Raw genomic sequence first — 23,135 nt, forward strand, 5'->3', positions numbered from 1 at the left:
GTGTTCCGGTTGTCACGCCAGTGGCACTGCCGGGTAGCTATGTTCGGAAGAGATAACCGCTGAAAGCATCTAAGCGGGAAACTCGCCTCAAGATGAGATCTCACCGGGACCTCGAGTCCCCTGAAGGGCCGTCGAAGACTACGACGTTGATAGGTGGGGTGTGTAAGCGCTGTGAGGCGTTGAGCTAACCCATACTAATTGCCCGTGAGGCTTGACCATATAACACCCAAACAATCTGGTGATTGTGGGTGCGATGGTGAAGTCGACAGACCGAAAATTGGCCTGAACCGCAAAGCCAGACTGTCACATACCTGATTCGGGGTCGCGTCCTGCGACGAGGCCCCTCCCGAATTGCTTGACGACCATAGAGCGTTGGAACCACCTGATCCCATCCCGAACTCAGCAGTGAAACGACGCATCGCCGATGGTAGTGTGGAGCTTCTCCATGCGAGAGTAGGTCATCGTCAAGCTTCTATCCCAAACCCCCGATACGCCCAGGCGTGTCGGGGGTTTGCCTTTAAGTGTAAGCACAGTGAAAGACTGTCATATAGCAGATTCGGGATCGCGTCGCCGACGAGATCCCACCAGAATTGCTTGACGACCATAGAGCGTTGGAACCACCTGATCCCATCCCGAACTCAGCAGTGAAACGACGCATCGCCGATGGTAGTGTGGAGCTTCTCCATGCGAGAGTAGGTCATCGTCAAGCGCCTATCCCAAGCCCCCGATACGCCCAGGCGTGTCGGGGGTTTGTCTTTGCACGCGAGAAAATCCGTGAAGATTGCCGCCGAGTCCGGGAAGCCCAAGGTCGTGCGCCCGTCATAGGGTGGGCGGCGCTTTCTGTCCATCGGGGATCTTGATCTGGCCGGCATTGGTGGAATTCGCTTCGCGATTTCCACCCTACGGGAGCCGTGTTCATTGATGCCGAGCCCGTGACACTCTTGCTTGCCCAAAACAAAGGCCACCCGAAGGTGGCCTTTGTCGTTTCTGGGATTACGGCGGATCAGTCGCCGCGGTATTCGCAACCGCTGGTGCAGGTCTCGTGGATGCGAATGCGGGAGAGTTCCGGGAGCAGGGGTTTGAGTTGCTGCCAGATCCACTTGGCGAGGACTTCGCTGGTGGGGTTCTCCAGGCCGGGAATCTCATTGAGGTAGTTGTGGTCGAGCTGCTCGTAGAGCGGCTTGAAGATTTCCTTGAGCTCCGAGAAGTCGCGAATCCAACCGGTATAGGGATCGGGTTCGCCCTCGATATAGATAGCGACGCGGAAGGAGTGGCCGTGCAGGCGACCGCATTTGTGGCCCGCCGGAACATGTGGAAGCCGGTGGGCGGCTTCGAAGATGAATTCCTTGAAAATTTCCACTTGAGTAACGCTCTTGAAGTGACAGCCAGGTACCTGGCCAAAGCAGGATGGTTTCGATTTTACCAGCTCTCCGGCCACCTGACCGAAAAGACAGGTGCAGCCGGACGAAGCTCTTGTCTCACTTGATGCCGAGGCGCTTGGCCAGGCGCAGCAGGTTGGCCCGATCCAGGCCCAGCTCGCGGGCGGCGGCCGCCCAATTGTGCTGTTGGCGCTCCAGGCTGGCGCTGATCAACTGGCGCTGGTACTGGTCCACGGCCTCGCGAAGATCGGCAACCGCTTCGATTGCAGGCACATCGACCGACCTGCTGGTGGGGGCGGGTTGGTTGCTCGGCAAGGCCAGGTCGTTGGCCGTGAGGGTAAGGATGCGTGGCCGCTCGGCACAGGCGGCCAGGGCCTTGAGGGCGGCGCGGCCGATCAGGTGTTCCAGCTCTCGCACGTTGCCAGGCCAGTCGTAGCCGAGCAGGGCGGCTTGGGCGTCCGGGCTGAGGCGCAGGCTGCGCAAGCCAAGCCTGGCGCGATTCTCCTCGAGGAAGTATCCCGCCAGCAGGAGCACATCGCGGCCACGTTCGCGCAGGGGAGGGACGCGCAGGGGATAGACGCTGAGGCGGTGATAGAGGTCGGCGCGGAAGCGGCCGGCCCGAACTTCCTCCGCCAGGTCGCGATTGGTGGCCGCTATGACCCGTACATTGACCCTGTGCTCGCGATCCGAACCCACCCGTTGCAGTTGCCCGCTCTGCAGCACCCGCAGCAGCTTGGCCTGGATCGCCAGGGGGAGTTCACCGACCTCATCGAGGAAGAGGGTGCCCTCATCGGCCAGTTCGAACTTGCCCTTGCGCTCGTTCACCGCGCCGGAGAAGGCGCCGCGCACGTGGCCGAACAGTTCGCTTTCCACCAGAGTGTCGGGCAGGGCGGCGCAGTTGAGGCTGATCAGCGGATGCCTGGCACGCAGCGAACGAGCGTGTATGGACTGGGCCACCAACTCCTTGCCGACCCCGGTTTCCCCGCTGATCAGCACCGTCAGTTCGCTACCGCCCACCAGATTGATTTCTTCCACCAATTCCTTGTGGGGAGCGCTTTGCCCGATCATTTCCTGCGGGCGGACCTGGCCGGCGGCCTGGCGGTAGATCTCTGCCAGTTGCTGCTCGTCCTGGGCGCGGCGGGTCAGACTGTCCATGCGATCGACCGCCTTCACCGTGGCGGCGGCCAGGCTGGCGAAGCCCTCGAGCATCTCCAGGTCCTGGCCGTCGAAGCGCGAAGGGTCCATGGCGTCCAGCGTCAGCACGCCCCAGGGACGGTCATCCAGGTAAAGCGGGCAACCCATGCAGTCGTGTACTTCCAGATGCTCCTGATGCCCCTCGACCAGGCCGTCATAAGGGTCGGGCAGGCCGCAATCGGCTGGGAAGCGGGTGACACCGCGGTTTTCCATCAAGGCTTGTAGCCGGGGGTGCTCGGACACCTTGAAGCGCCTTCCCAGGGTGTCCTGGCTGAGGCCGTCCACTGCCATCGGCACCAACTGGTCGCCGTCGAGACGCAACAGGGCGGTGGCGTCGCACGGCAGCAATCCGCGCAGCGCTTCCAACAGGCGTCGGTAGCGTTCGCGCTCGGGCAGCTCGCGGGACAGATCGCTGACCAGGGGGATCAGGGTCTGCAGCAGCGGGTGAGTTGTCATTTTGACTCCTGAGTGTCGATATGACCCGTTCGCTAGTGTAGTCAAAAGAACATGTAATTTTATAAGCTATTGATTTTAAATGGATAAAAAGTTGGCACGAAAGCTGGATAGAACAGGCAGAAAGACCCACATCCAATAACGGAGTTCTTATGCTTTCCAGCCAACAACGTGCCATCGTCAAATCCACCGTGCCCCTGCTGGAGACTGGGGGGGAGGCGCTGACCAGCCATTTCTACAAGATCATGCTGGGTGAATTTCCGCAGGTCCGTCCCCTGTTCAACCAGGCCCACCAGGCCAGCGGCGACCAGCCGCGCGCCCTGGCCAACGGTGTGCTGATGTACGCACGGCATATCGACCAGCTCGAGGCCCTTGGCCCGCTGGTGGGCAAGATCATCAACAAGCATGTGGCGCTGCAGGTACTGCCCGAGCACTACCCGATCGTGGGCACCTGCCTGTTGCGTGCCATCCGTGAAGTGCTGGGCGCCGAGGTGGCGACCGACGAAGTCATCGAGGCCTGGGCCGCTGCCTACCAGCAACTGGCCGACCTGCTGATCGGCGCCGAAGAGGACATCTACTCTGCCAGCGCGGCTGCCCCGGGTGGCTGGCGTGGCGCGCGCTGGTTCCGCCTGGTGCGCAAGGAAGTGGAAAGCGCAGAGATCACGTCCTTCTACTTCGCTCCGGAAGACGGTGGCGAGCTGCTGGACTTCACCCCGGGCCAGTACATCGGCCTGCGCCTGATCCTCGACGGCGAGGAAGTGCGCCGCAACTACTCCCTGTCCGCCCTCGGCAACGGCCGCGAGTACCGCATCAGCGTCAAGCGCGAGCAGGGCGGCCGTGTTTCCAACTACCTGCACGACCAGTTCCAGGTCGGCCAGCGCATCGAGCTGTTCGCCCCGGCTGGCGACTTTGTCCTGCGTCCCGGCAGCAAGCCCCTGGTGCTGATCACCGCCGGCGTCGGCATCACTCCGGCGTTGGCCATGCTGGAAGCTGCGCAGGACAGCGGCCGGCCCATCCACTTCATCCATTGCGCGCGCAATGGTGCGGTCCACGCCTTCCGTGACTGGATCGAGGAAAAGGTCGCTGCCATTCCGCAGCTCAGCCGCTTTTTCTGCTACAGCGAGCCCCACGCGGATGACCAGGCCGATGCCACCGGCTTCCTGAGCCGCGAGCAACTGGCCGAGTGGCTGCCCGGCGAGCGCGATGTGGATGCGTACTTCCTCGGGCCCAAGCCCTTCATGGCCCAGGTGAAGAAGCACCTGCAGGAGCTGGGGGTGCCCGAGCGTCAGTGCCACTACGAGTTCTTTGGACCGGCCGGCGCCCTGGAGGCCTGACCAAAGCTGCCCGGCGCCGAGGGGCGCCGGGCCTTCAACCGAGGAAAGCGATCATGGCCAGTGTGTTCGGATGCCCCCAGCGTTTGCTGCAGCTGTCTTACCTGTTCCTCTGGATCGGCCTGTTCCAGCTGCTGCTGGGGATTGCCGGCGCTTACTACCTCGATGCCCAACTGGGACTGTCCATGCTGATCGGCGCCCATGGCATGGTCATCCTGGGGCCGACTTTGCTCAAGCTGGGCTATGTGATGCGCCTCACCGCCCAGTACCAGATACGCAAAAAGGAAAGGGAGTTTGCCTGTGCAATTGCTTGATGCTTCCCGTGAACTGGCCATCCGGCCGATCTGGCGCCTGGGCTTCCGTCCCTTCTTTCTCTTCGGTACGGCCTTTGCCCCGCTGGCCGTGCTGATCTGGCTCGCCGCGCTCAATGGCCATACCGGCTCCTGGCAACCTGCGGGCGGTTGGCTGGCCTGGCATCGCCACGAAATGGTGTTTGGCTTCGGTGGCGCCATCATCGCCGGGTTCCTCCTCACCGCGGTGCAGAACTGGACCGGAAATCCCGGCCTGCGTGGTCGCGCCCTGGCGCTGCTGGCGATGTCCTGGCTGGGCGCACGATTGGCCTGGCTACTGGGCGCGCCGCTGCCGCTATTGATTCCCCTTGAACTGGCTTTCCTGCCTGTCGTCGCTTGCGTAATGGGCCGCAGCCTCTGGCGTGTGCGTCAGCGCGGCAACTATCCCGTGGTCCTGGTGCTGATACTGTTGGCCGCGGCCGATGCCCTGGTGCTCTGGGGGGTGGCCGCCGACAACGATGCCCTGCAGCGTCAGGGCGTGTTGGCGGCGCTCTGGTTGGTGGCGGCGCTGATGGGGCTGATCGGTGGGCGGGTGATTCCTTTCTTCACCCAGCGCGGGCTGGGGCGTTCCCAGCAGGTGAAGGCGTTGCCCTGGCTGGACTGGGCAACGCTTGCTGCGGGCATGCTGCTGGCGGCGAGCTTTGCCGCCGGCCTCGGGGCACAGCCCAGCCTTTTGCTGGCGACGCTCTGCGCCGCGCTCGGTCTGGGCAACCTGCTGCGCCTGGCGCGCTGGTACGACGCCGGGATCTGGCGGGTGGTGCTGCTCTGGCCATTGCATCTGGCCTTCGCCTGGCTGGCTGCGGCTCCCCTGGGACTGGCGGCCTGGCATCTGGGGTTCCTGGCCAACCCGAGCCTGGCCCAGCATGCGCTGGGTGTCGGGGCCATGGGGGGGCTGATCCTGGCGATGATCGCCCGTGTCAGCCTGGGGCATAGTGGCCGGCCGCTGGAACCGCCGCGCGCCATGGGGCTGGCCTTCGCCCTGCTCAACCTCGGCGCGTTGGCCAGGGTTTTCCTGACGGCCTTGCTACCCGGCACCGCGCTCTGGCTGGCGGGGTTCTGCTGGGGCCTGGCGTTCGCCCTGTTCCTGCGGCACTACGCGGTGCTGCTGTGTACGCCGAGGCTGGACGGCAGGCCGGGCTGAGGGACGGACGACGCTTCGCTTGCGCCCGGGCAGGCGTGCAGGAGGTCGCGCAGGTGGCGCGCCAGGTAGTCCTGGAAGCGCGTGTCGTGCCAGTACTCCAGATGACTCAGGGGCGTGTGGCGCCTGAACCAGGAGCCCACCGCCATGGGCCGGTCCTCGTGGACCACGGCGGCATACCCCTGGACCGGGCGCAGCGGGTAGCCGAGCAGGTCGGCCGGTGCGTAGACGTTCAGCCAGCGCGCGGCCTGGCTCAGGCGCTCGTCCAGGCAATGTCCGGGGAAGCGGATCGGCTGTACCGGGTCATAGGCGAAGGTGAACAGTGGGATATTGCAGCCGAAGGTGACGAGCCCGACCAGGGTTTCCATGGCCAGGAAGGGATCGCGCGGGCAGCTCGGCGTGGCGTTGAGCTTCTGCTGGTCCCAGATGTAGTTGGAGATGATGTGCCCACCGAGGGAATGGGCCAGGATCACCAGCGGCGTGCTCGGCCCGACCTTGGCGCGCAGGGCGTTGAGGCCGTTGCGCACGCTCTGGTGCACCTGCTCGTAGGTGGTGTCGTAGGCCTGGCTGACCTTGCGGTAGCCGCTGGCATCGCCGAGGAAAAGCGTGACCAGGCGGCGCATCCAGCGCCAGCGCACCGGCTCCTGTTCGAGTTTCTCCAGGTAGGCCAGCTCACGCTTGTCCAGCACGTTGGCCCAGTAGAGCGACTGGAAGGCGATGCTCTGCGCTTCGATGCCCAAGCGTGTGCGCAGCCCCAGGATCAGGCCCTGGGCGAAGGCGTGCTGGCCCTCCGGATCCTGCGAGTCCTGCTGATTGCCGATGCCGTGAATCACGGCGACCGCGAGTTTCATCCCTGTACTCCTTTCGCTCCCTGCGTCTCAGGTCAGAGGTCCTGCAGGCGTTCGCCCAGTCTGCCGTTTTCCACCAGTTCGAGGAACTCGTCCCCCAGGCGCTGGCTCTCGGCCATGGCCTTGCGCCAATAGCGCTCGCGCCCGGCGTCATCGCCCAGGTAGCGCTTGAAGTCCTTGCGGTCGGGCAGCTTGCCGTGGGGCAGGCTAGCCAGGTACTGGCGCGAGGGGGAGACCAATAGCACGTCCTGCAGGCGCTCTGCATTGCCCTTGCGCCAGGGCAGGCCCTTGTCGAACCACCCGGGTACCACCTTGTCGGTGAAGTGGGGGTAAAGCACCACGCCACCGGGGTTGTAGGGCAGGTCCAGGTGATAGTCGAGCAGACCGCCGTCGCGGTAGGTGCCGGGGCCGGCGCCGGGAATGTCGCGAACCCCTTCCATCACCATGGGAATCGAGCCGGAGGCGAGCAGTGCGTGGCGCAGGTTGCCCTGGTCCAGTGCGTGGTAGCGCGAAGGGAAATCGGACAGCGCTGCCAGTGGCGGGGCCTGGCGGGCATCGTGAAGGATGACCCGCTCGAAGTGCCGGGCCAGGCGAGGGCGGCCCAGCAGGTTGCTGCCGATCACCGACGACAAGCCCAGGCCAAGGGCGCCGCGGCGGTCATGGGCGAGCAGGCCGTGGCTCTTCACCACCACCACATTCAGGCGGTAACCGGGATTGGCCAGGACCTCGGCGTCCTGGCCCTGGAGCAGGTCGTCCAGCATCAGGCCGCAGAGGCGGCTCACCTCTGCCATGCTCACGCCCTTGGGGAAGCGCTGGCTGGTATAGAGGTCGCCCAGGCGGCGGATGCCGGCGGTCGCGTTCGGCAGACAGGCGCTGGCGAAGCGCCAGGAGCCGATGGAGGCGCCGATCAAAGCACGCTCGCGCGGTGCGCGCGGCAACCAGTCACCGAACAGCGCCAGGTCCAGGCCCTGGATGCCAAGGGCCTTGGGGCCACCGGCGGCGCCGGGCAGGATGCCGACATCGGCCGGTTGCAGGCCTTGCTCACGGATGCGCGCCAGGGCGCGGCGTCCGGCGCGCAGGGTGAGGGCGGGAAACTTGATCTGGATGGCGCTCATGCGGGTCTCCTGAGTGCAAGGCTGCGATTATAGTGGTGGCCCGGCCGAGGCCAAGCCGCTTCAGCTCATGAATGAGCCGTCCCAAGCATCCAGGCGAATTCAGCTTGAATTAAGTAGCTCCGGGTATCTTGAGCCCATCGAAAGCACAGATGCTCCCAAGGAGAAAGGTTCATGAAACAACTCGCTGCCCTGTTCGCCATCGCCACCCTCGCTGCCACCGCCGGTATCGCCCAGGCCCGTGACCTCGGCCCGGACGAGGCGCTGAAGCTGCGCGACGCCGGTACTATCCAGTCGTTCGAGAAGCTCAACGCCGCGGCCCTGGCCAAGCACGCCGGCGGTACCATCAACGAGACCGAGCTGGAAGAGGAATACGGCCGCTACATCTACCAGGTCGAACTGCGTGACGCCCAGGGCGTGCAGTGGGACCTGGAGCTCGACGCCACCAACGGCCAGATCCTCAAGGATCACCAGGACGACTGATGCGCTGGATCCTTCGCTACAGCGGGATCATCGCCCTGGTCCTGGCCATCTTCGCACTCGAGGCGGTGGCCAGGGACCTGGACCAGGACGAAGCCCTGAAGCTCCGTGAAGAGGGCGTCATCATGCCCCTCGACCAACTCCTGCGCAGCGCCCTGGGGCTTTACCCCGGGGCGCGCCTGCTGGAGGCCGAGCTGGAGGAGGAGGACGACGTCTACATTTACGAAGTGGAGTTGGTCACCGCCGATGGCACGGTGCGCGAATTGGAACTGGATGCCCGCGACGGGCGCATTCTGAAGGATGAGGAAGACGACTGATGCGGTTGTTGCTGGTAGAGGACCATGTACCCCTGGCCGATGAGCTGACCACCGGCCTCGGTCGCCAAGGCTACGCCGTGGATTGGCTGGCCGATGGCCGCGACGCCTTGCACCAGGGGGCCAGCGAACCCTATGACCTGATCATTCTCGACCTCGGCCTGCCCGGCAAGCCGGGGCTCGAGGTGCTGAAGGAATGGCGCGCCGGCGGGCTGGTGACACCGGTGCTGATCCTGACCGCGCGAGGCTCCTGGGCCGAGCGCATCGACGGCCTCAAGGCCGGGGCCGACGACTATCTCACCAAGCCTTTCCATCCCGAGGAACTCGCCCTGCGCATCCAGGCGCTGCTGCGTCGTGCCCATGGCCTGGCCAACCAGCCGCAACTGGAAGCGGCCGGCCTGCAGCTGGACGAAGGACGCCAGTGCGTCACCCGCAATGGCGAGGAAGTCCAGCTGACCGCGGCCGAGTTCCGTCTGCTGCGCTACTTCATGCTGCACCCCGGCCAGCTGCTGTCGAAGAGTCATCTGGCCGAGCATCTCTATGACGGCGAGACCGAGCGGGACTCCAATGTGATCGAGGTGCATGTCAATCACCTGCGTCGCAAGCTCGGCCGCGAGGTGATCGAGACCCGCCGTGGCCAGGGCTACCGCTTCACCGGTGAGGGTCGATGAGGTCGATCCAGCGCCGACTCAGCCTGGGGCTGGTCGGCGTGCTGCTGCTGGTGGGGCTGGTGCTGGCGCAGACCAGCCTCTGGCTGTTCGATCTGGGGCTACGACGCTACCTGGCCGAAGGCCTGCGCAGCGAAGCCGAAGTGCTGCTCGGTGCTCTGGTGCGTGGTCCCAGCGGTATTCAGCTGGACGAGAAGCGCTTGAATCCCGCCCATCAGCAGCCCTATTCCGGCCGCTATTTCATCATCGAGCTGGGGGAAGAGCCCTGGCGTTCCCGTTCCCTCTGGGACGCGGAATTGCCGATGCCGCAGCAAAAGGGCCTGGCCGAGGGGCTGCTGCCGGGGCCGGGTGGGCAGAAGCTGCTGGCCTGGCGGGGCGACTACCGGCGCTTCGGTCGCCAGGTGCGGATCGCCGTGGCGCAGGACTACACCCCGGTGCTGGAAAGCTTCCGCCGCGTGCAGTGGACCGGCTTCGCCCTCGGGGTGGCCGGGTTGCTGCTGATCCTCGCCCTGCAGCGTTTCACCGTACGCCGGGCATTGCGCCCGCTGGAGGAGGTCCGCCAGCAGATCGCCCAGCTGCAGCAGGGGCAACGCAGCGAGCTGGACAGCCGGGTTCCCGAGGAGCTGGAGCCCCTGGTGGCGCAGATCAACCGCCTGCTCAACCATACCGAAGACACCCTGAGGCGCTCCCGGAACGCCCTGGGCAACCTCGGCCACGCTTTGAAGACGCCCCTTGCCGTGCTGGTCAGCCTGGCTGATCGCGAAGAGCTGCGCGGCTACCCCGAACTGCGGGCCACCTTGCGCGAGCAGCTGGAACAGATCGAACAGCGCCTCGCTCGCGAACTGGGGCGTGCGCGCCTGGCGGGCGAGGCGCTGCCGGGGGCGCATTTCGATTGCGCCGAGGAGCTGCCCGGCCTGTTTTCCACCCTGGCGCTGATCCACGATCGCGGCCTCGACCTGGACTGGGATGCGCCTGCGGGGCTGCGCCTGCCCTGGGACAGGGAAGACCTGCTGGAACTGCTGGGCAACCTGCTGGACAATGCCTGCAAATGGGCGGAGACCCAGGTCAACCTGACCATCCGGGGCGGGGAGGGCGGCTACAGCCTGATGGTGGACGACGATGGCCCGGGCATCGCCGAAGACAAGCGCGAGGCGGTGATCAGCCGTGGCGCGCGCCTGGACGAGCAGGTGGCCGGGCATGGCCTGGGGCTTGGCATAGTGCGCGACATAGTCGAATCCTGGCATGGCCGCCTGAGCCTGCAGGAAAGCCCGCTGGGGGGGCTGCGGGTACGTATAGAGTTGCCCGCTGCGGCTGCTTCCTAGCTTTGCAGGATGGAGCGTTCCGCGGCCTCATCGATTCCCTTTGATGGGTATCGCTTCGCTCAACCGCATCCTACTTTGTGGGAGCGAATTCATTCGCGAATCCAGCGGCCTATCCGCTGCAGGACGAGGGCTCGGCGAGTTTCCCAATCGCCCTCGATGATCTCGTAGACCTGGCCGGCGCCATCCAGCCAGGTGCGGCAGTCTTCGAAGAAGGCCTGGCGTTCGGCCAGGTCCGGCTGGCAGCGCTGGCCGTCGTCCACCCAGGCGACTCCTTCCGGGCTCAGCAGCAGATGCAGGTCATAGCGCCGCGCCAGCAGCTCGCGTTCCAGCCAGGCCGGGCAGTCGCCGAACAGCCTGCGGCTCCAGAGGATATTGCTGAGCAGGTGGGTATCGAGGATCAGCAGGGGAGGCGCCTTGGTCCGGGCGCTGTCCTCCCATTCGAGCTGGCCACGGGCGATGACCGGTATGTCGGCATAGCAGGTATCGCGTCGTTCGCGGTCGATGAAGTGACGGACGTACTCGCCCACCAGCAGCCCGCCGAATTCGGCTTGCAATGCGGCCGCCAGCCGGCTCTTGCCGCTGGACTCCGGTCCGGTAAGCACCAGCACCTTCATGCCGTGGCCGGTTCCAGCTCACGCCGCCAGGTGCGCCAGCCCTGCATGGCCAGCAGGGTGAAGAGCCCATAGAGCGCGGCCGTCAGGTACAGGCCCTTGCCGAGGAACAGCAGGACGAAGAGCAGGTCCAGCACTATCCACAGCAGCCAGCACTCCAGGCGCTTGTGCGCCATCCAGAACTGCGCCACCAGGCTGAAGGCGGTGAGCGCTGCGTCCCACCAGGGCGCCGCCGCATCGGTCCAGGTCGCCATGGCATAGCCCAGGGCGAGGCTGCCGACGGCACCGGCCAGCAGGTCCCGGCCAAGCGTTCCCGCGCCCAGGCGGCTGACCTGGCGGCCGTCATGCAGCAGGCCGCCCCGGGTCCATTGCCACCAGCCATACAGTTGCAGGACGGCATAGACCAGCTGCAGGAGCATGTCGGAGTACAGCTTCACCTCGAAGAAGATCCAGCTGTACATCAGCACCATCACCAGGCCGATCGGCCAGCACCAGGGGTTCTGCCTGACGGTGAGCCATACGGCCAGTACGCCCAGGGCCGCGGCGGCGAGTTCGAGAAGAGACACCTTGCCAATCTCATGGAAGAAAGCCGCCGATTGTAACGGCTCGCCCGGGTTTCGGCTGGGGCGGCCATGGCCGCCGCCTTTTGGTCGCGATTTCGAGTCGGCTCTCTGTTAGCATTCCGGCGCTCCGGGGCGGTGCTGAAGGCGCGTTCGTCCCCGGAACCTGCTCGCTGGCATCCGGTCTCATCGCCGTTCGGCACCCGGATGGGGCCAGCTACCTGCACATTCGTACGCAAAGGCAGCCTGAAGGGCGTGCCTCGGGGGAGAGTTTCGATGGATTTGTGGACGGCCATGCAGGCCATCATTCTGGGGGTTGTAGAAGGCTTGACGGAGTTCCTGCCGATCTCCAGCACCGGTCACCAGATCGTGGTCGCGGACCTGCTGGGGTTCACCGGTGAGCGGGCGATCGCCTTCAACATCATCATTCAGCTGGCCGCCATCCTGGCGGTGGTGTGGGAGTACCGGCGCAAGATCTTCGACGTGGTGGTCGGTCTGCCCACCCAGCGCAGCGCCCAGCGTTTCACCCTCAACCTGCTGGTGGCCTTCTTTCCGGCGGTGATCCTCGGCGTGGCCTTCGCCGACGTGATCCACCATTACCTGTTCAACCCCATCACGGTGGCCAGCGCCCTGGTGGTGGGCGGCGTGGTCATGCTCTGGGCCGAGCAGCGCCAGCACCAGGTACAGGCCGAGACCGTCGATGACATGACCTGGAAGCACGCCCTCAAGGTCGGCTGCGCCCAGTGCCTGGCACTGGTGCCGGGCACCTCGCGCTCTGGCGCCACCATCATCGGTGGCCTGCTGTTCGGCCTTTCGCGCAAGGCGGCTACCGAGTTCTCCTTCTTCCTCGCCATGCCCACCATGGTCGGTGCGGCGGTCTACTCGGGCTACAAGTACCGCGACCTGTTCCAGCCCGGCGACCTGCCGGTGTTCGCCGTTGGCTTCGTGGTGTCCTTCATCTTCGCCATGATCGCCGTGCGCAGCCTGCTGAAGTTCATCGGCAGCCACAGCTACGCGGCCTTCGCCTGGTACCGCATCGGCTTCGGCCTGCTGATCCTGGCGACCTGGCAGTTCGGCATGATCGACTGGTCGACCGCCCAGGGCTGAACGGACCCGGTCGCCCGGAAGGCGCGCCATTTGGCGCGCCTTCTGTGTTTCAGGGGGTGGGAAATTCGAGGATGAAGCGCGTCCAGCCGCCGGTGGACTCGCAGCGGATCTCGCCGCCATGGGCGCGGACGATGGAACGGGTGATGGCCAGCCCCAGGCCGACGTGCTCGCGGCCTTCGCGACGGGCCGGGTCGGCGCGGAAAAAACGATCGAACAGCCGCGCAAGGAGCTCCGCCGGGATCTCCGGGCCGTTGTTGGCCACGGTAAGGCGCAGGCCGCGGGTATCACTGGCCAGACCCAGTTCGATGCGGCCGCCTTCAGGGGTGAAGCGCAGGGCATTGTCCAGCAGGTTGGAGAGGGCGCGACGGAGCATGCCGCGGTCGGCGCTGAAGCTGGCCTCGCCGCTGCGGTGCAGGGTTATCCGCCGGTCTTCGGCCAGGGGGCTGAAGTAGTCCAGCAGGGCGTCCAGTTCGCCGGCGAGGTCCAGGGTCTCGCGGCGAGTGGCCAGCAGGCCGTGTTCGGCCTTCGCCAGGAACAGCATGTCGCCCACCATCTGCGCCAGGCGCTGGAGTTCTTCCAGGTTGGAGTGCAAGGCCTCGCGGTAGTCGTCCACGGCGCGCTCCTGGCTGAGGATCACCTGGGTCTGGGTCAGCAGGTTGCTCAGCGGCGTGCGCAATTCATGGGCAATGTCGGCGGAGAAGGCCGAAAGCCGCTGGAAGGCGTCATCCAGCCGCGCCAGCATGGCGTTGACGGCGCGCACCAGCTCTACCAGCTCCTGGGGTACCTGGTCGTCCGCCAGGCGCGTGGTGAGGGAGCTGGCCGAAACCCCGGCGGCCACCTCGGCCATCCGGTGCAGCGGGCGTAGGCCGTTGCGCGCGGCCCAGGTGCCGAGCAGGGCCGTGGCCAGGGCCGAAAGCCCCACGGTGAGCCAGATCAGCCGCTGCATGCGTTCGAGGAAATGCTGGTGATGGGTGATGTCCAGCGCCAGGGAGATGCGCGGCGATTCCGCGTCCCGGGGCCGGAGTGGCGCGCCATAGACCCGGTAATCGGTGCCGTCCTGCTGCCAGTCGTGCAAGCCGTCGCGTCCGGGGGGCCGCAGCCCATCGGCGCTGTTGAACCAGTAGCGGCCGTCGCGGCCCTCCAGGCGCAGGGAGAGGTCCGGGTGCAGGCGCAGTTCGGCCTGCAGGGCGTCCAGCCGGGGCGCCAGGGCGGTCGGGCTGTCGACTTCCGCCACCAGGCTGCGGAAGGCCTCGAGCCGGCGCTCCAGCAGTTGCTGGTCGAGTTCGACGAAGTGGGCCTCGCTGGCGCGGTTGAAGAGCAGCCCGGCGATCAGCGAGACGGCGGCCGTGCAGGCGGCGAACAGCAGGCCGAGGCGGGCGGTGAGGGAGAGTCCGCGCATCAGCCTTCCCGCGCCTCCAGCACGTAGCCCATGCCGCGTACGGTGTGGATCAGCTTGGTGGGGAACTCGTCGTCCAGCTTGGCCCGCAGGCGGCGGATGGCGACTTCGACGACGTTGGTCTCGCTGTCGAAGTGCATGTCCCAGACCTGCGCGGCGATCAGCGTCTTGGGCAGTACTTCGCCCCGGCGGCGCAGGAGGAATTCCAGCAGGGCGAATTCCTTGGCGGTGAGGTCGATGCGCCGGCCGCTGCGCTCCACCCGGCGGCTGAGGAGGTCCAGGTGCAGGTCGGCCAGGTCCACGCTGGTTTCCTGGGCCGGGGCGGCGCCCCGGCGCAGCAGGGTGCGTACGCGGGCAAGGAGTTCGGCGAAGGCGAAGGGTTTGACCAGATAGTCGTCGGCGCCCAGTTCCAGGCCGTGGACGCGCTCCTCCACGGCGTCCCGCGCGGTGAGGAACAGCACCGGTACCTGCAGGCCCGCTTCGCGCAGGCTGCGCAATACCTGCCAACCGTCGAGACCGGGGAGCATCACGTCGAGGATGATCAGGTCATAGGCGCCGGAAAGCGCCAGTTCACGGCCGCGCAGCCCATCGGTGGCGAGGTCCGTGGCCAGGCCGGCCTCGGCCATGCCCTGGCGCAGGTATTGGCCGGTCTTGGGTTCGTCTTCGACTATGAGCAGCTTCATGGCGGGTTCATCGTTTCGGGGGCTGCTTTATACCCTGCCGGCAGAGGTGGCAGGGCAAGCTGACAAAGTTGTAATGCACAGCGCCGTTGGTAGCACCGATTTTTCAGCAGGGGCGCCACTGTATACAATTGCGCCATTTCCGCATTTTCAGGTTCGTTCCTTCCATGCACCATCCCGCCGAACATTCGCCGTTGGGCAAATCCAGCGAGTACGTCAGCACTTACAGCCCGGAGCTGCTGTTCCCCATTTCCCGCGTGACCAAGTGGCAGGAGCTGGGCCTGACGGCCGCGACCCTGCCTTACCAGGGCGTGGACTACTGGAACTGCTTCGAGCTGTCCTGGCTGGCCCCCTCCGGCAAGCCGGTGGTGGCCATCGGCGAGTTCGCCATCCCGGCCGATTCGCCGAACATCATCGAGTCCAAGTCCTTCAAGCTGTACCTGAACTCCCTCAACCAGTCCGTCTATACCGGCGCCGCCGAGCTGGAGCAGGTGCTGGCGCGTGACCTCGGCACCGCGGCGGGAGCCCCGGTCAAGGTGCGGGTGCGCAGCCTGGCGGAGGTCGAGGCCGAAGGTGTGGCGAGCCTGCCGGGCATCTGCATCGACGAACTGGATGTCGCCATCGACAACTACGCGCACCCGCAGCCCGAGCTGCTGCGCGCCGATGCCGCCGAGCAGGTCGACGAGGTCCTGCACAGCCACCTGCTGAAGTCCAACTGCCCGGTGACCGGCCAGCCGGACTGGGGCAGCGTGGTGGTGCAGTACCGGGGGGCGAAGCTGGATCACGCCAGCTTCCTGGCCTATCTGGTGAGCTTTCGCCAGCATGCGGACTTCCATGAGCAGTGCGTGGAACGCATCTTCCTCGACCTCAAGCGCCTGCTCGAGCCCGAGCGCCTGACCGTCTACGCGCGCTACGTGCGCCGCGGCGGGCTGGACATCAATCCCTACCGCAGCACCCACGCTGTCCAGGCGGACAACCGTCGCCTGGTGCGACAGTAACGAAAACCCCGACGCGAAGTCGGGGTTTTGCTTTGCGGCGGGCTAGATGCCCATGTTCGCCAGGCTCTGCATGATGTTGCGCAGGGTGCCGGCGAGGGTGGGGTGGCGGGTTTCGAAGCGTTCGACGGCGAGATTGACCCCGTCCACCAGGGACGCGTCCGGCTCCATGGCTGAGTCGCGGGCCAGGCGCAGTTCGATTTCCTGCATCAACTCGATCAGCGATGCGCGTTCCTCCGCATCCAGCGGCGGCTCCTCGGCCAGCTGGTCGCGCAGTTGTTGCAGTTGCTGCTGCAGGCGTTCAGACATGTCTTTCTCCCTATGCGAATGTCTCAGGAGTGGACCCTGCGGGTCAGGCAAAGGTCCCTCATGCCTTAGAGATTAATCCAGGCTGCCCGGGCCTGCCTGATCGAGATCAAGCCTGTAACAAAAGCCCGGGACTCAGGGTTTCTCGCCCTTGTCGCGGCGATGGGCGAGGTCGGCCAGGCACGGCGCGAGTTCGCCCAGGTGATCGATCACCGAATGGGCGCCCAGGCGGTACAGCTCCAGCGTGGCAGCGGCGCGCAGGCGGTCACGCTCGGTGCTGCCGAGGGCCGCCCAGTCCGCCGGCGCCAGGCCGCAGAGCGGACCGCTGGCGGCCAGTCCGATGGTCCAGAGTCCGGCATTCAGGCCGGCTTGCAACAGGCGCGGGCTGGCGCTGATCAGGACGCAGCCCCGCAGTTGCGAGACACCCAGTCCGGTCAGGGCCTGCCAGCAGCTGTCCGGTGCCGGCCAGGGTCGTGCGCCATTGTTCTCGCTGGCGCGCAGCCAGGTCGGCAGGGAGGTGGCCAGGCGCCAACTGGCGGCGGCGGGCAGCTCGTCGAGCCAGGCGCAGGGCACCCGGGTGCCGTCTACCAGGCTGGCCAGGCGGTCGAGGTCGACTGCGGCTTCGGCATGCTCGCCGGCGGCGTCCAGCAACTGCTGCTGGAAGGCCTGGAACTGTTCATCGCCGGCCGGGCTGCCAAGGGCATGCTCAAGGGCCTCGCGCGGGGGGAGGGTGGCCGCTTCGGCCAGGCGCGGCGCCGGGCAATCCGGCAGCAGGCGGCCCAGGGCCAGGGGGAGGGTGCGGGCGCCGAAGTCTACCAGGCAGCCGGAAAGGCCGAAGAGGATGGCGGTGAAGGCGGGCGGTTGGCTCTGGGGCATCTGCGTCGTCCTGACGAGGTCTGGCGCAGGCTAACCGCCCCTTGTGACAGCGAGGTTACTGTCGCTTGCCGGCGCCCATGGCCTGGCGCAGGTCCTCGGGCACCGGTACTGACTTGTCGCTGCCGTGATCGATCCACACCAGCTTGCAGTGGCCTTCGCCGTAGAGGGTATCGGGGTCTTCCAGGGTGCCCAGGCGGTGCTCGACCACCAGGCTGCTGTTGCCCACGGCACCGGCGTAGAGCTCGATGACCACGGTCGCCGGGTGCACCACGGGCTTGAGGTAGGTGTGCAGGGTCTGCAGCACCACCGGGCCCTGGGGCACGTTGTTCATGGCGATGCCGAGCTTCTCGAACCAGGCCACTCGGGCCTCTTCGAGGTACTGGATGTAGAGGGTGTTGTTGACGTGTCCGTAGCTGTCCATATCCCCCCAGCGCACGGGGATGTGGGCAACATGCAGCAAGGTTTTTTCTGGCATCCGGGCGGTCCGCTATGCTGCCCAATTCGGGCGATGGCCTTATACTGCGCGCCTTCATGGCGGCGGGCCGCCACGTTACTTTTCTCAAGGAGAGTCTGCAATGCAATTGATCGGTGCTCAGTGGCTCGATCGCCTGGGTCGTGTTCTGGCCTGCATCGGCCTGGCGGTGCTTCCCATCGCCGCCAACGCTGCCGAAGGAGACCCATGGGAGGGTTTCAACCGGGCGATGTTCCGCTTCAACGACACCCTCGATACCTATGCGCTGAAGCCGGTCGCCAAGGGCTACCAGGCCGTGACCCCGCAGTTCCTCGAGGATGGCGTGCACAACGTCTTCAGCAACATCGGCGACGTGCGCAACCTGGCCAACGATCTGTTCCAGGCCAAGTTCCATGACGCGGGTGTCGACACCGGGCGCCTGATCTTCAATACCAGCTTCGGCCTGCTGGGTTTCTTCGACGTCGCCACCCCGATGGGCCTGCATCGCAACGATGAGGACTTCGGCCAGACCCTGGGCTACTGGGGCGTGGACAGCGGCCCCTACCTGGTATTGCCATTCTTCGGCCCGAGCACGGTACGTGATGCCGGCGGCAAGGTCCCGGACAGCTTCACCGGCCCTTATCCCTACATCGACCATGTGCCGACCCGCAATGTGACGCGCGCCGTGGAGGTGGTGGATACCCGCGCCAACCTGCTGTCGGCGGAAAAGCTGATCACCGGCGACAAGTACATCTTCATCCGCAACGCCTACCTGCAGAACCGCGAGTTCAAGGTGAAGGACGGCGAGGTCGAAGACGACTTCTGAGCCCTCGCGGCATGCAAGAAGGCGACCCCGGGGTCGCCTTTTTCGTGTCCAGCTGTTGCCCTGTGGCTGCAGGCGGATGCAAACCTGCGTCTCGCCGCGGCGGCCGGCCGAGCGCTCTGGTCCACGGGTTCTGGTGCGGGCTCGCCAGGCCTCTTATAACTTCCAGCGATTAAGGGCGTGAAGGCAGAGTTCCGCGCGCGGCGCAAGCTTGAATCGCCCTGCGGATGGGAGTACCGTCTGCGCCGTAAAGCGAACCCCCGTACTCGTGCTCGGGCCTTAGGTCGGGTGCTACAACAACCCATCCCTGGCGCCGTTTGCCTGGATACTCCATGCACAATCCCAGTGCCAAGCTGCTGATAATTGATGACGACGAGGTAGTGCGTGCGAGCCTCGCGGCCTATCTGGAAGACAGTGGATTCAGCGTTCGGCAGGCCAGCAACGGCCTGCAGGGGCTGCAGGTTTTCGAGCAGGAACGCCCGGATCTGGTGATCTGTGACCTGCGCATGCCCCAGGTCGATGGCCTGGAGCTGATCCGCCGCATTTCCGAACTGGAAGCGGAAACCCCCGTGATAGTGGTCTCCGGCGCCGGCGTGATGAGCGACGCGGTGGAAGCCCTGCGCCTGGGCGCGGCGGACTACCTGATCAAGCCCCTGGAAGACCTGGCCGTTCTCGAACACTCGGTGCGCCGTGCCCTCGACCGCTCGGCCCTGCGCCTGGAGAACCGCCGCTACCGGGAGAAACTGGAGGCCGCCAACCGCGAGTTGCAGGCCAGCCTGCACCTGCTGCAGGAAGACCAGAATGCCGGTCGCCAGGTGCAGATGAACATGCTGCCGGTGACGCCCTGGGAAGTGGACGGCCTGCGTTTCGCCCACCAGATCATCCCGTCGCTGTATCTCTCGGGGGATTTCGTCGACTACTTCCGCGTCGACGAGCGTCGGGTGGCTTTCTATCTGGCGGACGTTTCGGGCCACGGCGCCTCTTCGGCCTTCGTTACGGTGCTGCTCAAGTTCATGACCACGCGCCTGCTCTACGAGTCCCGGCGCAACGGCATGTTGCCCGAGTTCAAGCCCTCCGAGGTGCTCGGACACATCAACCGCGGCCTGATCAACACGAAGCTGGGCAAGCACGTGACCATGCTGGGTGGTGTGATCGATGAGGAAAAAGGCAAGCTGACCTACAGCATTGGCGGGCATCTGCCCCTGCCGGTGCTCTACAGCGAGGGCAAGGCATCCTACCTGGCCGGCAAGGGCCTGCCGGTGGGGCTGTTCGAAGAGGCGAGCTATGATGATCGAGTGATTGATCTGCCGCCGTCATTCAGCCTGACCTTGCTCTCCGACGGGATCCTGGACCTTTTGCCCGGAGATACCCTCAAAGATAAGGAAGCCGCGCTGCCAGAGATGGTGTGTGAGGCAGGTGGCAGTCTGGATGGCTTGCGACAAGTGTTTGGACTGGCCAGTCTGGGCGAGATGCCGGATGATATCGCCTTGCTGGTGTTGAGCAGGAACCTTGCATGAGTACCGGTAAAATCCAGTTTGCCGAACAGGAAGGGACATTCGTCCTGAAGTTCGTCGGAGAAATCCGCCTCACTTTGTGTTCGGCCCTGGATGCGACCATCGAAAAGATCTTCTCGGCGCTGAATTTTTCGGCGATCGTCATCGATCTGACGGAAACCCAGAGTATCGACAGCACCACTCTCGGCCTCTTGGCCAAGCTGTCGATCCTCTCGCGGCAGAAAGTGGGCCTGTTGCCCACGGTAGTGACCACCCACCCCGATATCACCCGGCTGTTGCAGTCGATGGGATTCGACCAGGTGTTCAATATCGTCGGCACGCCCATCCCTTGCCCGGAGTGCCTGGAAGACCTGCCGCCGCAGGACCAGACGGAGGAGGTGGTCCGCACCAAGGTGCTTGAGGCCCACCGCATCCTCATGGGCCTCAACGAGTCCAACCGCGAAGCCTTCCACGACCTGGTCAGCGCCCTCGAGCGCAGCTGATCTCTCGTTATCCCCCCGATGAAAACGCGCGCAGCCCCTTCGGGCTGCGCGCGTTCGCGTTTCAGCGGCGGGAGGCGAGCAGGGCTTCCAGCTTCTCCTGGTCGCGGGCGAACAGGCGGATGCCCTCGGCCAGCTTTTCGGTGCCCATGGCGTCTTCGTTCAGCTGCCAGCGGAAAGCCACCTCATCCAGTACCACGCGGGCTTCGGCCTCGCTGCCGGGGGCCAGGTTGCGTTCCAGGGCACCCTGATCGTCCGCCAGCTTCTGCAGCAGTTCGGGGCTGATGGTCAGGCGGTCGCAACCGGCGAGCGCTTCGATCTGCCCCAGGTTGCGGAAGCTCGCACCCATCACCACGGTCCGGTAGCCGTTGGCCTTGTAGTAGCGGTAGATGCGCGCGACGGATTGCACTCCCGGATCCTCGCTGCCCTGGTAGTCGCGGCCTTCGGCCTTCTTGTACCAGTCGTAGATGCGGCCGACGAAGGGGGAAATCAGGAAGACGCCGGCATCGGCGCAGGCCGCTGCCTGGGCGAAGTTGAACAGCAGGGTAAGGTTGGTCTGGATTCCCGCGCGTTCCAGTTGCTCGGCGGCGCGGATGCCTTCCCAGGTCGAGGCGATCTTGATCAGCACGCGGTCGCGGCCGATGCCGGCTTCCTCATAGAGGCCGATCAGGCGTTCGGCCCGGCGCAGGGTGGCGTCGGTATCGAAGGACAGGCGCGCATCCACCTCGGTGGAGATGCGCCCCGGAATCACCTTGAGGATTTCCTGCCCCACGGCCACCCCGAAACGGTCGCAGGCCAGGCCCAGGTCATTGCCTGCGCCGGCCACGGCGCTGTCCAGCAGCTCGGCATAGCGCGGCATGGCGGCGGCTTTCAGCAACAGGGAAGGGTTGGTGGTGGCGTCGACCGGCTTCAGGCGGGCGATCGCGTCGAGGTCGCCGGTGTCGGCGACCACGGTGGTGTACTGCTTGAGTTGGTCCAGCTTGGAGGTCATGGCGAAACCTATTCGTGGCGGATGAACTGACCTTACCCGAGCCGCCGGGGCTGCTCAACGGGGGCGTAAGGGCTTTTTTACAGGCCATCGGCCTGCCCAACTAAACAGACCCGGAAAAGGGGCATCCGGGTTCCGCAGCGGAAAGAATTTCACGGAAGCATTGCGGTTTTTCCGCGCTCGTTCGTCTTCTTCCATGAGAGCCCGGAAAATTTCCGGAAACAGGCCGGCAGGAGATCCGGCCGGAGGCCATTCTTCACTTAGGCCATTGATCAACAAGGAGACCTCGATGCGCACACATGCCATGCCCCGGCCCAAGCGGGTCGTCCCACAGCCCATTGGCCTCAAGGTTGAGCGAAGCCTTCCGGAACTGGACCAGCGCCAGTTGCGGCAGATGTTGCAGCAGGCGGGCCTCAAGACCAGCCTGCCACGCTTGAAGGTACTGGAAATCCTCTGTCTGGCGTCGCTGGAAGGCGATGACATCGCCAGTCGCGTCGTCCATGAACGCCTGGTGGAAGCCGGTGAGCCGCTGTCCCTGGCCAGCGTGCGCCAGGTGCTGGGACGCATGGTGGACAGCGGGCTGGTGGTCGCCCAGGGTAGCAGCCGCTATCGCCTGGCGCCGGCCTGGGAGGCGTCTCTCGTCGCTCAGCGGCCGCGCAGCAACTCGGCGGCCTGATCCAGCAGTGCCAGCGGATCACTGGTCTTGTGCACGTCCACCGACAGCAGCTGGCGGAAGCGCCGGGCGCCGGGGAAACCCTGGGCCAGGCCGAGGACGTGGCGGGTAACGTGGTGCATCACGCCGCCTTCCCGAATATGGCGCTCGATGTAGGGACGCATGGCCTGCAGGGCATCGGCGCGGCTGATCGGCGCGCTGGCGCCGTCGAACAGGGCGGCGTCCACTTCGGCCAGCAGATAGGGATTGTGGTAGGCCTCACGGCCCAGCATCACGCCGTCGAAGGTCTGCAGGTGTTCACGGCATTCGTCGAGGGTCTTGATGCCGCCGTTGAGGATGAATTCCAGGTCCGGGAAATCCCGCTTCAGCTGGGCCGCCACCTCGTAGCGCAGGGGCGGAATGTCGCGGTTCTCCTTGGGCGACAGGCCCTCCAGGATGGCGATGCGCGCGTGCACGGTGAAACTGCGGCAGCCGGCCTCGCGCACCTGGCCGACGAAGTCGCAGAGCTCCGCGTAGCTGTCGCGGCCATTGATGCCGATGCGGTGCTTCACCGTCACCGGAATCGCCACCGCATCCAGCATCGCCTTGACGCAATCGGCCACCAGGGCCGGATGACCCATCAGGCAGGCGCCGATCATATTGTTCTGCACCCGGTCGCTGGGGCAGCCGACGTTCAGGTTGACCTCGTCGTAACCCGCTTCCTGGGCCATCTTCGCGCAGGCCGCCAGGTCCGCCGGAACGCTGCCGCCCAGTTGCAGCGCCAGCGGGTGTTCCGCCTCGTCATGGCGCAGGAAGCGGTCACGGTCGCCATGCAGCAACGCGCCGGTGGTCACCATCTCGGTGTAGAGCAGGGCGTGGCTGGACAGCTGGCGCAGGAAGTAGCGGCAGTGCCTGTCGGTCCAATCCATCATCGGCGCCACGGAGAAGCGGCGGGAGAGGGCAGGGCGGGGGGCGGGCGTGAGCGGGGCGAGCGGCTGGTTCATCTGCAGTGACGGCTTTGTTGCGGTGCCAGGGGCATGGGCGGGCGCGTAGTTTATCAGGAAGCGGAATTCCCCGCCCGGCCGGCCCCTCGCCGAGGCATAATCGG

The 23,135-nt window shown here is 65.6% G+C and carries 26 protein-coding genes and 3 rRNA genes; 16 read left to right on the forward strand and 13 right to left on the reverse strand.

Translation table 11 applies throughout. The annotated features are described in order from the left end of the window. The 3 genes from ACFPU0_RS23225 to rrf (ACFPU0_RS23235) all read left to right on the forward strand — a co-directional run. Window positions 1–219: ribosomal RNA gene (locus ACFPU0_RS23225) — 23S ribosomal RNA — on the forward strand; the annotation flags it as partial. A 135-nt stretch (window positions 220–354) separates the two neighbouring features. Further along, window positions 355–470, forward strand: a 5S ribosomal RNA gene (rrf, locus tag ACFPU0_RS23230). A 123-nt stretch (window positions 471–593) separates the two neighbouring features. Continuing rightward, a 5S ribosomal RNA gene (gene rrf / locus ACFPU0_RS23235) occupies window positions 594–709 on the forward strand. 294 nt (window positions 710–1,003) lie between these two features. Here the strand turns inward: rrf (ACFPU0_RS23235) and queD are convergent. Beyond that, on the reverse strand, window positions 1,004–1,360 hold the full coding sequence (gene queD, locus ACFPU0_RS23240; RefSeq protein ID WP_377695651.1) for a 6-carboxytetrahydropterin synthase QueD: 357 nt from the start codon (window positions 1,358–1,360) through the stop codon (window positions 1,004–1,006). 118 nt (window positions 1,361–1,478) lie between these two features. Then, window positions 1,479–3,029 (reverse strand): nitric oxide reductase transcriptional regulator NorR, encoded by a 1,551-nt coding sequence (norR, locus tag ACFPU0_RS23245; protein ID WP_377695652.1) that lies wholly within the window; start codon window positions 3,027–3,029, stop codon window positions 1,479–1,481. A gap of 149 nt (window positions 3,030–3,178) precedes the next feature. Here norR and hmpA point away from each other — a divergent pair, with 149 nt between their 5' ends. Genes hmpA through ACFPU0_RS23260 form a run of 3 tightly spaced genes read left to right on the forward strand, consistent with a single transcriptional unit; the run spans window position 3,179 to window position 5,848 of the window. Beyond that, window positions 3,179–4,360, forward strand: coding sequence for an NO-inducible flavohemoprotein (gene hmpA, locus ACFPU0_RS23250; protein ID WP_377695653.1), 1,182 nt, complete (start codon window positions 3,179–3,181; stop codon window positions 4,358–4,360). A 53-nt stretch (window positions 4,361–4,413) separates the two neighbouring features. Further along, a complete protein-coding gene (locus tag ACFPU0_RS23255) occupies window positions 4,414–4,671 on the forward strand; it encodes a transmembrane sensor/regulator PpyR (RefSeq protein ID WP_377695654.1) in 258 nt (85 codons plus the stop codon). Then, the gene (locus ACFPU0_RS23260) at window positions 4,658–5,848 is read left to right on the forward strand and encodes an NnrS family protein (RefSeq protein WP_377695655.1); all 1,191 of its coding nucleotides are present in this window, start codon (window positions 4,658–4,660) and stop codon (window positions 5,846–5,848) included. The genes ACFPU0_RS23255 and ACFPU0_RS23260 overlap by 14 nt, the downstream gene beginning before the upstream one ends. Here ACFPU0_RS23260 and ACFPU0_RS23265 read toward each other — a convergent pair. Both ACFPU0_RS23265 and ACFPU0_RS23270 read right to left on the reverse strand, forming a co-directional pair. Then, window positions 5,800–6,696 (reverse strand): hypothetical protein, encoded by an 897-nt coding sequence (locus ACFPU0_RS23265; protein WP_377695656.1) that lies wholly within the window; start codon window positions 6,694–6,696, stop codon window positions 5,800–5,802. The genes ACFPU0_RS23260 and ACFPU0_RS23265 overlap by 49 nt on opposite strands. Before the next feature lie 32 nt (window positions 6,697–6,728). After that, window positions 6,729–7,808 (reverse strand): patatin-like phospholipase family protein, encoded by a 1,080-nt coding sequence (locus ACFPU0_RS23270; RefSeq protein WP_377695657.1) that lies wholly within the window; start codon window positions 7,806–7,808, stop codon window positions 6,729–6,731. 171 nt (window positions 7,809–7,979) lie between these two features. Here ACFPU0_RS23270 and ACFPU0_RS23275 point away from each other — a divergent pair, with 171 nt between their 5' ends. Genes ACFPU0_RS23275 through ACFPU0_RS23290 form a run of 4 tightly spaced genes read left to right on the forward strand, consistent with a single transcriptional unit; the run spans window position 7,980 to window position 10,589 of the window. Further along, complete coding sequence (locus ACFPU0_RS23275; RefSeq protein WP_377695658.1) at window positions 7,980–8,288, forward strand: PepSY domain-containing protein; 309 nt, start codon at window positions 7,980–7,982, stop codon at window positions 8,286–8,288. Continuing rightward, window positions 8,288–8,602, forward strand: coding sequence for a PepSY domain-containing protein (locus tag ACFPU0_RS23280; RefSeq protein WP_280378989.1), 315 nt, complete (start codon window positions 8,288–8,290; stop codon window positions 8,600–8,602). The genes ACFPU0_RS23275 and ACFPU0_RS23280 overlap by 1 nt, the downstream gene beginning before the upstream one ends. Next, window positions 8,602–9,270, forward strand: coding sequence for a response regulator transcription factor (locus tag ACFPU0_RS23285; protein ID WP_377695660.1), 669 nt, complete (start codon window positions 8,602–8,604; stop codon window positions 9,268–9,270). The genes ACFPU0_RS23280 and ACFPU0_RS23285 overlap by 1 nt, the downstream gene beginning before the upstream one ends. Further along, the gene (locus ACFPU0_RS23290; RefSeq protein WP_377695661.1) at window positions 9,267–10,589 is read left to right on the forward strand and encodes an ATP-binding protein; all 1,323 of its coding nucleotides are present in this window, start codon (window positions 9,267–9,269) and stop codon (window positions 10,587–10,589) included. The genes ACFPU0_RS23285 and ACFPU0_RS23290 overlap by 4 nt, the downstream gene beginning before the upstream one ends. Window positions 10,590–10,678: 89 nt before the next feature. Here the strand turns inward: ACFPU0_RS23290 and ACFPU0_RS23295 are convergent, their stop codons facing one another. Both ACFPU0_RS23295 and pnuC read right to left on the reverse strand, forming a co-directional pair. After that, on the reverse strand, window positions 10,679–11,203 hold the full coding sequence (locus ACFPU0_RS23295; RefSeq protein ID WP_377695662.1) for an AAA family ATPase: 525 nt from the start codon (window positions 11,201–11,203) through the stop codon (window positions 10,679–10,681). Beyond that, on the reverse strand, window positions 11,200–11,766 hold the full coding sequence (gene pnuC, locus ACFPU0_RS23300; RefSeq protein WP_377695663.1) for a nicotinamide riboside transporter PnuC: 567 nt from the start codon (window positions 11,764–11,766) through the stop codon (window positions 11,200–11,202). The genes ACFPU0_RS23295 and pnuC overlap by 4 nt, the downstream gene beginning before the upstream one ends. Before the next feature lie 270 nt (window positions 11,767–12,036). On the opposite strand from pnuC, the gene ACFPU0_RS23305 reads away from it, so the two are divergent. Then, a complete protein-coding gene (locus tag ACFPU0_RS23305) occupies window positions 12,037–12,867 on the forward strand; it encodes an undecaprenyl-diphosphate phosphatase (protein ID WP_377695664.1) in 831 nt (276 codons plus the stop codon). A 49-nt stretch (window positions 12,868–12,916) separates the two neighbouring features. Here the strand turns inward: ACFPU0_RS23305 and ACFPU0_RS23310 are convergent, their stop codons facing one another. Then, window positions 12,917–14,266, reverse strand: coding sequence for a heavy metal sensor histidine kinase (locus ACFPU0_RS23310; protein ID WP_377695665.1), 1,350 nt, complete (start codon window positions 14,264–14,266; stop codon window positions 12,917–12,919). Beyond that, on the reverse strand, window positions 14,266–14,946 hold the full coding sequence (locus ACFPU0_RS23315) for a heavy metal response regulator transcription factor (RefSeq protein ID WP_377695666.1): 681 nt from the start codon (window positions 14,944–14,946) through the stop codon (window positions 14,266–14,268). The genes ACFPU0_RS23310 and ACFPU0_RS23315 overlap by 1 nt, the downstream gene beginning before the upstream one ends. 164 nt (window positions 14,947–15,110) lie before the next feature. On the opposite strand from ACFPU0_RS23315, the gene queF reads away from it, so the two are divergent. Next, on the forward strand, window positions 15,111–15,941 hold the full coding sequence (gene queF / locus ACFPU0_RS23320) for an NADPH-dependent 7-cyano-7-deazaguanine reductase QueF (RefSeq protein ID WP_377695667.1): 831 nt from the start codon (window positions 15,111–15,113) through the stop codon (window positions 15,939–15,941). A gap of 42 nt (window positions 15,942–15,983) precedes the next feature. On the opposite strand, the gene ACFPU0_RS23325 is transcribed toward queF, so the two are convergent. From ACFPU0_RS23325 to ACFPU0_RS23335, 3 genes are all read right to left on the reverse strand, one after another. Then, a complete protein-coding gene (locus tag ACFPU0_RS23325; protein ID WP_377695668.1) occupies window positions 15,984–16,247 on the reverse strand; it encodes a DUF4404 family protein in 264 nt (87 codons plus the stop codon). Between the two features lie 132 nt (window positions 16,248–16,379). Then, the gene (locus tag ACFPU0_RS23330) at window positions 16,380–17,120 is read right to left on the reverse strand and encodes an HAD family phosphatase (protein ID WP_377695669.1); all 741 of its coding nucleotides are present in this window, start codon (window positions 17,118–17,120) and stop codon (window positions 16,380–16,382) included. A gap of 55 nt (window positions 17,121–17,175) precedes the next feature. Beyond that, window positions 17,176–17,595 carry an acyl-CoA thioesterase gene (locus ACFPU0_RS23335; RefSeq protein WP_377695670.1) on the reverse strand — a complete coding sequence of 140 codons (420 nt, stop codon included), beginning with the start codon at window positions 17,593–17,595 and terminating at the stop codon, window positions 17,176–17,178. A gap of 100 nt (window positions 17,596–17,695) precedes the next feature. On the opposite strand from ACFPU0_RS23335, the gene ACFPU0_RS23340 reads away from it, so the two are divergent. From ACFPU0_RS23340 to rssC, 3 genes are all read left to right on the forward strand, one after another. Beyond that, complete coding sequence (locus ACFPU0_RS23340; RefSeq protein WP_377695671.1) at window positions 17,696–18,397, forward strand: VacJ family lipoprotein; 702 nt, start codon at window positions 17,696–17,698, stop codon at window positions 18,395–18,397. A 329-nt stretch (window positions 18,398–18,726) separates the two neighbouring features. Next, window positions 18,727–19,911: a two-component system response regulator RssB gene (rssB, locus tag ACFPU0_RS23345; RefSeq protein ID WP_377695672.1), complete on the forward strand. Its 1,185-nt coding sequence runs from the start codon at window positions 18,727–18,729 to the stop codon at window positions 19,909–19,911. Then, window positions 19,908–20,390, forward strand: a complete 483-nt coding sequence (gene rssC, locus ACFPU0_RS23350; RefSeq protein WP_377695673.1) for an anti-sigma factor antagonist RssC — start codon at window positions 19,908–19,910, stop codon at window positions 20,388–20,390. The genes rssB and rssC overlap by 4 nt, the downstream gene beginning before the upstream one ends. Before the next feature lie 61 nt (window positions 20,391–20,451). Here the strand turns inward: rssC and tal are convergent, their stop codons facing one another. After that, a complete protein-coding gene (gene tal / locus ACFPU0_RS23355) occupies window positions 20,452–21,378 on the reverse strand; it encodes a transaldolase (protein ID WP_377695674.1) in 927 nt (308 codons plus the stop codon). A 286-nt stretch (window positions 21,379–21,664) separates the two neighbouring features. Between tal and ACFPU0_RS23360 the strand changes: the two genes are divergently transcribed. After that, entirely contained in the window at window positions 21,665–22,051 is a 387-nt protein-coding gene (locus ACFPU0_RS23360; protein WP_377695675.1) for a hypothetical protein, read from the forward strand. Here ACFPU0_RS23360 and dusA read toward each other — a convergent pair. Then, window positions 22,021–23,031: a tRNA dihydrouridine(20/20a) synthase DusA gene (dusA, locus tag ACFPU0_RS23365; RefSeq protein ID WP_377695676.1), complete on the reverse strand. Its 1,011-nt coding sequence runs from the start codon at window positions 23,029–23,031 to the stop codon at window positions 22,021–22,023. The genes ACFPU0_RS23360 and dusA overlap by 31 nt on opposite strands. Window positions 23,032–23,135 lie beyond the last annotated feature (104 nt).

The sequence above is a fragment of the Pseudomonas sp. GCM10022186 genome (assembly GCF_042656385.1).
GTDB lineage: Bacteria > Pseudomonadota > Gammaproteobacteria > Pseudomonadales > Pseudomonadaceae > Metapseudomonas.

Bases quoted from the DNA above. Each gene is read 5' to 3' on its own strand.
- norR (WP_377695652.1), bottom strand. From the start codon at position 3,029: ATGACAACTCACCCGCTGCTGCAGACCCTGATCCCCCTGGTCAGCGAT.
- hmpA (WP_377695653.1), top strand. From the start codon at position 3,179: ATGCTTTCCAGCCAACAACGTGCCATCGTCAAATCCACCGTGCCCCTG.
- ACFPU0_RS23255 (WP_377695654.1), top strand. From the start codon at position 4,414: ATGGCCAGTGTGTTCGGATGCCCCCAGCGTTTGCTGCAGCTGTCTTAC.
- ACFPU0_RS23265 (WP_377695656.1), bottom strand. From the start codon at position 6,696: ATGAAACTCGCGGTCGCCGTGATTCACGGCATCGGCAATCAGCAGGAC.
- ACFPU0_RS23270 (WP_377695657.1), bottom strand. From the start codon at position 7,808: ATGAGCGCCATCCAGATCAAGTTTCCCGCCCTCACCCTGCGCGCCGGA.
- ACFPU0_RS23275 (WP_377695658.1), top strand. From the start codon at position 7,980: ATGAAACAACTCGCTGCCCTGTTCGCCATCGCCACCCTCGCTGCCACC.
- ACFPU0_RS23280 (WP_280378989.1), top strand. From the start codon at position 8,288: ATGCGCTGGATCCTTCGCTACAGCGGGATCATCGCCCTGGTCCTGGCC.
- ACFPU0_RS23285 (WP_377695660.1), top strand. From the start codon at position 8,602: ATGCGGTTGTTGCTGGTAGAGGACCATGTACCCCTGGCCGATGAGCTG.
- ACFPU0_RS23290 (WP_377695661.1), top strand. From the start codon at position 9,267: ATGAGGTCGATCCAGCGCCGACTCAGCCTGGGGCTGGTCGGCGTGCTG.
- ACFPU0_RS23295 (WP_377695662.1), bottom strand. From the start codon at position 11,203: ATGAAGGTGCTGGTGCTTACCGGACCGGAGTCCAGCGGCAAGAGCCGG.
- ACFPU0_RS23305 (WP_377695664.1), top strand. From the start codon at position 12,037: ATGGATTTGTGGACGGCCATGCAGGCCATCATTCTGGGGGTTGTAGAA.
- ACFPU0_RS23310 (WP_377695665.1), bottom strand. From the start codon at position 14,266: ATGCGCGGACTCTCCCTCACCGCCCGCCTCGGCCTGCTGTTCGCCGCC.
- ACFPU0_RS23315 (WP_377695666.1), bottom strand. From the start codon at position 14,946: ATGAAGCTGCTCATAGTCGAAGACGAACCCAAGACCGGCCAATACCTG.
- queF (WP_377695667.1), top strand. From the start codon at position 15,111: ATGCACCATCCCGCCGAACATTCGCCGTTGGGCAAATCCAGCGAGTAC.
- ACFPU0_RS23325 (WP_377695668.1), bottom strand. From the start codon at position 16,247: ATGTCTGAACGCCTGCAGCAGCAACTGCAACAACTGCGCGACCAGCTG.
- ACFPU0_RS23330 (WP_377695669.1), bottom strand. From the start codon at position 17,120: ATGCCCCAGAGCCAACCGCCCGCCTTCACCGCCATCCTCTTCGGCCTT.
- ACFPU0_RS23335 (WP_377695670.1), bottom strand. From the start codon at position 17,595: ATGCCAGAAAAAACCTTGCTGCATGTTGCCCACATCCCCGTGCGCTGG.
- ACFPU0_RS23340 (WP_377695671.1), top strand. From the start codon at position 17,696: ATGCAATTGATCGGTGCTCAGTGGCTCGATCGCCTGGGTCGTGTTCTG.
- rssB (WP_377695672.1), top strand. From the start codon at position 18,727: ATGCACAATCCCAGTGCCAAGCTGCTGATAATTGATGACGACGAGGTA.
- rssC (WP_377695673.1), top strand. From the start codon at position 19,908: ATGAGTACCGGTAAAATCCAGTTTGCCGAACAGGAAGGGACATTCGTC.
- tal (WP_377695674.1), bottom strand. From the start codon at position 21,378: ATGACCTCCAAGCTGGACCAACTCAAGCAGTACACCACCGTGGTCGCC.
- ACFPU0_RS23360 (WP_377695675.1), top strand. From the start codon at position 21,665: ATGCGCACACATGCCATGCCCCGGCCCAAGCGGGTCGTCCCACAGCCC.
- dusA (WP_377695676.1), bottom strand. From the start codon at position 23,031: ATGAACCAGCCGCTCGCCCCGCTCACGCCCGCCCCCCGCCCTGCCCTC.